The 6,855-nt window shown below is 63.4% G+C and carries 7 protein-coding genes and 2 pseudogenes; 1 reads left to right on the top strand and 8 read right to left on the bottom strand.

Features of this window, described 5'->3' with window-relative positions:
* The 6 genes and pseudogenes from A2J03_RS30410 to A2J03_RS30935 form a co-directional block, all read right to left on the bottom strand.
* A pseudogene (locus tag A2J03_RS30410) lies at window positions 1-126 on the bottom strand (acyl-ACP desaturase); the annotation flags it as partial.
* 129 nt (window positions 127-255) lie between these two features.
* Window positions 256-1,065 carry a family 1 encapsulin nanocompartment shell protein gene (locus tag A2J03_RS07480; RefSeq protein ID WP_068371562.1) on the bottom strand — a complete coding sequence of 270 codons (810 nt, stop codon included), beginning with the start codon at window positions 1,063-1,065 and terminating at the stop codon, window positions 256-258.
* Window positions 1,062-2,138, bottom strand: coding sequence for a Dyp-type peroxidase (locus A2J03_RS07475; protein WP_068371558.1), 1,077 nt, complete (start codon window positions 2,136-2,138; stop codon window positions 1,062-1,064). The genes A2J03_RS07480 and A2J03_RS07475 overlap by 4 nt, the downstream gene beginning before the upstream one ends.
* A gap of 47 nt (window positions 2,139-2,185) precedes the next feature.
* Complete coding sequence (locus tag A2J03_RS07470; protein WP_068371556.1) at window positions 2,186-4,411, bottom strand: DUF2254 domain-containing protein; 2,226 nt, start codon at window positions 4,409-4,411, stop codon at window positions 2,186-2,188.
* Window positions 4,412-4,503: 92 nt separating this feature from the next.
* On the bottom strand, window positions 4,504-4,950 hold the full coding sequence (locus A2J03_RS07465; RefSeq protein ID WP_068371564.1) for a GtrA family protein: 447 nt from the start codon (window positions 4,948-4,950) through the stop codon (window positions 4,504-4,506).
* Window positions 4,951-5,097: 147 nt separating this feature from the next.
* Window positions 5,098-5,274: a hypothetical protein gene (locus tag A2J03_RS30935; protein ID WP_197480653.1), complete on the bottom strand. Its 177-nt coding sequence runs from the start codon at window positions 5,272-5,274 to the stop codon at window positions 5,098-5,100.
* A 109-nt stretch (window positions 5,275-5,383) separates the two neighbouring features.
* On the opposite strand from A2J03_RS30935, the gene A2J03_RS07460 reads away from it, so the two are divergent.
* Window positions 5,384-6,193: a mycofactocin-coupled SDR family oxidoreductase gene (locus tag A2J03_RS07460; RefSeq protein ID WP_068371552.1), complete on the top strand. Its 810-nt coding sequence runs from the start codon at window positions 5,384-5,386 to the stop codon at window positions 6,191-6,193.
* Here A2J03_RS07460 and A2J03_RS07455 read toward each other — a convergent pair.
* Complete coding sequence (locus tag A2J03_RS07455; protein ID WP_068371550.1) at window positions 6,161-6,643, bottom strand: (2Fe-2S)-binding protein; 483 nt, start codon at window positions 6,641-6,643, stop codon at window positions 6,161-6,163. The genes A2J03_RS07460 and A2J03_RS07455 overlap by 33 nt on opposite strands.
* Before the next feature lie 13 nt (window positions 6,644-6,656).
* A pseudogene (locus tag A2J03_RS30930) lies at window positions 6,657-6,855 on the bottom strand (hypothetical protein); the annotation flags it as partial.

Below are 6,855 nucleotides of genomic sequence, written 5' to 3'. Positions count from 1 at the left end.
CTCGTCCCACGGCACGTAGTCGTGTGGGTGCCATTCCTTCGCCATCGACATGTGCCGGTTGACGTTGTCTTCCGCAACCGGAACGAGCTCCTGCAGCAGCTCCAGCTGCGAAAGTTCCCTGACCATGGACATGCCTCCTCGAGTCGAATACCTACGAGAGCGTAGGTCCGCTCGACCGGGCCGAAACACAAGTCGCGAACATTCTGTTAGATGTAGCAACCTGAGTGCACCGGTCCTTGGGGAGGCTCACATGCACTACACCTTCGGTGCCGACAACAGGGGTACGACGGCCTCGCTGGTGTAGGCCAGGAACGTCAACGACTCCTGGAAGTACAGATCGACGGTCGTGGCGTCGTGCGACAGGTATCCGATGGAGAGGTCCTGGCCGAGGTGAAGTTCGTAGTCTCCGCCGCGTGTGGTGAGCAGGAACGCACCGTCGATGGCGGGTGCCCAGATGATCTCGCCGTCGAGCAGACGTCGAAGGTGCTCGCGGATCGGATAACCGTGATCGGACGTTTCGTTGATCGCAGTGAATGCTTCCGCGCTGAGCAGCAACGAGTACGGGCCGTTGACACCCGCCAGCCGCAGAGAGGTGATGGCCTGGCTGATGATCTCCGGGTAGTCCCGCGGATCAGCCGGAAGCTTCAGCTCCGGGTTCGACGCACTCTCACGCAGACCTGTGATCCCTGCTGCGGCATAGCCTTCGAACACCGCACGGTCCTCCGCGAACGCGATTTGTGTAGCCGCGTCCTTGACCGGCTGCCAATCCGAATCGCTCGCTCCGCGTTCCACGTCGTCGATCGCAGACCTGCTGACGGTGAACGGAACTCGCAGCTCCACCACAGGTTGCGATTGCCGCGCATGCGCGATGACGCCGTCGGCGATCGGGGCGATCGAACTCTGATGCCCCGTTCCGACCGCAGCGAGAGTGAGACCGGACGGCCCCTTCACGTCCACGACCCGGCGCCCAGCGACGTTGCGTTTGAACGTACGCGTTGCCTCTTCTTCGATCTCGGCCCAAGCCGCCGCTGAAATCGGGGCGAGTTCGCGATGCAGATTACTCATTGGACCGACACTTCCTTTGTGGTGGACTCGTTGTCGAAGGTGCTTTTCAAACTTCCGATGCCGAGCGAGCCGTCGGATGCTCCCACCTCGGCGGCGTCGACGATCCCCGTCGCGGGCTTCTCCGGCGGATCCTCGAGGAAATCCAGTGTGGGAACGAAGAACAGCGTGCCGGTGACGGCAGTGGAGAAGTCGAGAATCCTGTCGTAGTTCCCCTCGGGTTTGCCGAGAAACATGTTGCGCAACATCTCTTCGGTGACAGCCGGTGTCGCCGAGTATCCGATGAAGTACGTGCCGAACTCTTTGGTGCCGACCTCCCCGAACGGCATGTTGTTGCGCAGAATTTGCAGCTGCACACCGTTTTCGTCTTCGATGACGTTGAGCGCGGTGTGCGAGTTGGGCGGTTTGACGTCGTCGTCCATCTCGATGTCGGTCAGCTTGGTTCGGCCGATGACGTTCTCCTGGTCCTCCGTACTCAGAGAATTCCAAGAACCCATGTCGTGCAGATACTTCTGCACGATGACATAACTGCTACCGGTGAACTCCGGATCCGATTCCCCCACCGTCACCGCGACTGCGGCATCCTCGCCCGTCGGGTTTTCGGTGCCGTCCACGAAACCCATGAGGTCGCGCATCTCGAAGAACTTGAAACCGTGCACCTCGTCGACGACGGTCACCGCGCCGTCGAGCTTGTTCATGATCTGGGTCGCCATCTCGAACACCAGGTCCTGTTGCTGAGCACGCAAGTGGAACAGCACATCCCCGGGTGTCGCGGGTGCGCTGTGGACAGCGCCCTCCAGCGGTACGAACGAGTGCAACTCGGCGGGACGCGGACCGTCGTACAGCCGATCCCACGCGTCGGACCCGATTCCGACGACACACGTCAACTTCCCGTCGGGAACTCGGAATCCGACGGACCGCTGAAGACCGGCGATATCGGCGAGAACGTCGCGAACCGCGTCCTCCCCACCGGCATCGACGGTTACGACGAGAAAGATCGCCGCCGTCGTCAACGGCGAAAGCACGGGTTGCTGGGTCACGGGAACGATTTTCGCACAGCTGGTTCCGTTAGTCATGGCCCGTTCCACGACTGTCGCCTACCCGCTGGCAGGCATGCGCCGGTTCAGTTGTTCTGCTCCGCTCCCAACACCACCGGTTGGCCGCGACCCGTCGAGCCCAATTCCGAGCCCAATCCCTGAGGATCCGGCGCACTGGCGAGGCTCACGTCGAGACTTCCGGTCCACTCCCTCGCCACCTGTGCGTCGAGGGCTTCCAACCGCGCGACGAGCGGCGGATGTTGTTCCGGCGGGCACGCATCGAGCAACGTCACCAGCAGCGACCGCAGCCGACGCTGGACCTGCGTGGATCCCGTGCTGAAGTGTCGAATCTCGTCGGTGGAGACAGCGACGTAGTCGGCCCACGTGCGCCGAGTTCCGCGAATGCGTGTCGGGGCCGAATTGTCGGATTCATGGTGGACCCGGGGAGCGAGCGTCATCAACAGGTCCTCGAGGTGGTCCATGGCCTGCACAGCGCGGCCCGGGTCGTTGATCGCCGGAGAGAGTGCCTTCAACGCGATGTCGACGATCGCCTGCAGAGCGGCCGCCGGACTCACCATGGGGCTGTGCGTGTCTCCGAACACCAGGGCACCGACCAGCCGGTGTGGCCGAACGCGCAACTGCGGCCCCTCGACCTCGAACAGAACCGAATCCTGGGCGACGAATTCGCCGATGGTCGGCATGAGCTGCACCGTCACGCCCCACTTGGTCGCCAGTCGCTCGATGCCCGCCACATCGACGGCCAACAGAATGCGGCCGTCGGAGGACAGTTGCTCGAGGCGAACCGTCGTCGTGCCGAGCGAACCGGAGGATTCAGACGGCAGCCGTCGCATCGCCGGCGGTGGAGACTGTGGCAGTGGCTTGGTCGGCGGACTCGCTATCTCAGCGGAGACGGCCGGATACATCCGGAAGATCGACGTCCGGCCCTGCGCGGCGATCCAGCGAAGTAGCCGTGAGGAATTGAGAATCATCCCGACGCGCGCCACCAAACCGATGAACAGGAACGCGCTGACGAAGGCCAACAGAATTGCAATGGATGTCGACAGCACCGGTGACGCCCGCTGTCCCGACAGCGCGAGATCCGAGGCGATCACGACGGCAAAGACGAACGTGGACAGAAACATCCCGATCGACCACCGCATGATCGCTTCCTCCTGAAGCATCGGCACCACCCGCACCGAAATCTGCGACGCCCCGAACTGCATTGCAAGAGTGATTGCAGTGAACACCAGACCGGTGAGCGTGATCATGCCGCCTGCTATGACCGCCAGAAGCGTCGCGGTGGCGCCGATGTCGAGGTCCGAATCGGTAGCCAGCGCGCCCGTGGGTTCGGCGAACTCGGTGTCGATCGCGACGAAGGTGTAGGCCAGCACCATCGACACCGACACCAGCACGACCGGCAGACGCCACACCGGAGTACGACGCAGACGTCGGCGAGTTCTACGCCACTGAATCGAGGACAGCAGACGATTCGGCAACTTCGCCGACGCAGGAGCCGATTCGGGAATCTCCGGCAGCTCCGGTACCGCCACGGGTACTCCGAATCTGCCCGACAGTGCCTCCTGGACAACGATCTTCGCGCGCACCACCGGTTCTCGGAACCGCTTCTCGCGGAGCCATGCCTTCGCCTGTTTCGACGGCTTGTCCGTGTACCGCCACCGTGCCCACGGCGAATTCGGTCGCCCGATCCGCCACGCTCCCACGATCAGCAGCGGAACGAAGAACAGTCCGACGAGACCGGTCCACAGCTTGCCCTTGAGCAAGGTGATCGCCGCCAGCAACAACTGGAACGCTAGACCGCCGAGGACAAGCGCAAGGGTCCCCAGCGATCGATCCTCTTGATAGGCGTCGAAGTCGCCAGCGAACCCGATCGGGTGGACACCGAGCAGATACAGCCCGGTGATCGCGACGGCGACGAACACCGCATCGATGGAGGCTCGACCCTCTTCGGCCCAGTACACATCGCGCAGATGCAGGATCAGGGCGAACTCGTCGAGCATCAGTGCGCTGCCGATACCGAACACACTCGCCAGGACGCAGTTGGCGATGGGGGTCTCGTAGTTGGCTATCGCGACGAGGGCGAATCCGGAGATCAGCACCATCACCAGACCGAACATGACGTGGTGAATATGCATGCCGCCAGGCGTCACGTTGCCCGGCCACCAGGACACCTCCGCTCGAATCATCCGCACGCTGAACCTGATGAACAGGAACGCGAGCAGGAACGACACGAGCAGAAAGAACAACGGCAGACGACCGTTGTCGACGACCGTCTCGGTGAACCACCTACCCATCGCAGGCCTCCTGCCCAGGCTCCGCTCCGCGAGTCTGGAGCGAGGTCAGCCTAGCGCCGGGCGGTACTGAGGGGTGGTGGAACAGGCGCGAGTCAGACGGCGCGGGTGTAGAAGACCCATCCACGTAGGGCAAGGAACCGCAGTGCGCCGATGACACCACTGACCGCAACGACCGCGACGATCTGGACGAGGGAGGACGCCCCGGGGAAGAGAATGTGAACCGCGGCAAGCGCTGCCGTACCGAGCGCTAGTCCGACCAGTGCCAGACCGCCCGCTTCCCATTGAGTCTGGAACCAACCGACGCGCTCTGCTGCGTGGAAAGTGTGGCGCCTGTGCAGTTCGTTTGCCAGGACAGTGCTGGCGGCGATGCCGATGACGTTGGCGGTGAACGAGCCGAGCGCCGCGAGACCTAGGAAAAGGGACGCGTACAGAATATTGCTGACCCCACCGACGAAAACGAAGCGAGCGAACTGCGCCGTGACAGACTCGCCGAGAAATCGGGCCTTGATCTTGGGCCCGCAGGTGCGCGGGCTGCAGATACGCGGACCACGCGCATCGGCCCGCGAGTGCGTAACCGTCGAACTGCTCACGATGTCTCCAGTTGCCTGTCCGGGAAGACGGAGTCTCCCGTGACACTCATACAACCGCATCATCGGGAGTTTCAGTCCCGATGATGACCTATATCTCTAAGACGAGGTGTTCTTCTCGGCCTTCTCAGCCTTCTGGCGAGAGCGGCGAGTGAGATCGAAGTTGAACAGATCAGGCTTGACCGACGCCAGGAACAGCATTCCGCACCCGAACACAACCAAGACGATCGTCAGAACGACCACGACGATTCCGATGAACGCGCCGATACTTTCCATAAGTGCAAACCTCCCGTGTCGCCCCTTACCGTACTGGGCAGCCGAAGTGTCGGTCGAATCAACCCCGAATCGGACATGGCGGGGATGTGTCGGTTGTAGCGTCGAGGCGATGACGACACGGTTCGACGGCAAGGTTGCGTTCATCACGGGAGCTGCGCGGGGACAGGGACGAGCCGAGGCGATCAGGCTCGCCGCCGAGGGCGCCGACATCATCGCCGTGGACATCTGCCGCGAGTTCCCCTCGACCCACTACGACGGTGCGAGCGCGGCTGACCTCGCCGAGACCGTGGCCGCCGTCGAAGCTCTCGATCGACGCATCGTGGCGACGGAAACCGACACTCGGGACTTCGCCGCCCTCGACAAAGCCCTCCGCGACGGCGTCGCCGAACTGGGACGCCTCGATGTCGTCGTCGCCAATGCCGGCATCTGCTCCGCCGCCATGTCGTGGCAGATCACCCCGGAGCAGTGGCAGGAGACGATCGACGTCAACCTCACCGGGACGTTCTTCACCGTGAAGGCGGCGGTTCCGATCCTGCTCGAACAGGGAACGGGAGGTTCGATCGTCATGACCAGCTCGGTGGCCGGGCTGCGTGGTCTACCGTTTCTGGCGCACTACGCGGCAAGCAAGCACGGCATCGTAGGACTGTGCCGGTCGATGGCCAACGAACTCGGCCAGTATGGAATTCGCGTCAACTCCATCCACCCGCACGGTGTCGAGACGGGGATGCAACCGACCGACATGATGGCGCTCATCGGCGAACACGGCCCGACTCTCGGACCGATCTTCATGGGCTCGCTGCCGGACCCGGTGAGCCAACCCGAGGACATAGCGGCCGCGGTGGCGTGGCTGGCGTCCGACGAAGCCCGTCACGTCACGGGAATTCAGCTACCCGTCGACCTCGGGACGCTCACCCGCTGAGCGGGCGATCTCTGCAGCCCGTCGGATTGCCTGCCGGATGCGAAAGTAGGTGCCGCAGCGACACACGTTCTCGATTCGGTCGATGTCGACGTCGGTCGGCTCGGAGGTCCGCTCGAGCAGCGCGACGGCAGCCATGATCTGGCCTGGCTGGCAATAGCCGCACTGCGCGACGTCCTCTTCGAGCCACGCCTGCTGCACCGGGTGGAGGGCATCACCGTCGGCGAGTCCTTCGATGGTCGTGACCTCGCGGCCGTCCACTTCGGACACCGGAGTGATGCACGGTTGAATCTCCTCACCGTCGAGATGGCTCGTGCAGGCACGACACACACCGATTCCGCATCCGTACTTGGGCCCCCGCACGCCGAGCTTGTCACGCAGCACCCACAGCAACGCCAGATCGTCCGGAACATCGACGGCGACCTCGCGACCGTTCACCGTGAATTCGTGCATGTGCGAGCGCCTTTCATCGAGGGAACGGTTCGAAGTTCGTGTCGAAGCGAACCGGGAACGACCGGACGGTCTTGCCGGTGGCACGCTCGTAGGCGTTCGCGACTGCTCCGACGGCGGCAGGTACACCGAGTTCCCCGGCTCCTCCCGGCTCGTCCGCGCCGTCGATGACGATCATCCGGAAGTCCGACGGCGAATCCACCTGTCGGGCGAAG

It is taken from the genome of Rhodococcus sp. EPR-157 (genome assembly GCF_001647195.1).
In the GTDB taxonomy this organism is placed as follows: domain Bacteria; phylum Actinomycetota; class Actinomycetes; order Mycobacteriales; family Mycobacteriaceae; genus Rhodococcoides.
This window is presented reverse-complemented; position numbering and strand designations above follow the sequence as displayed.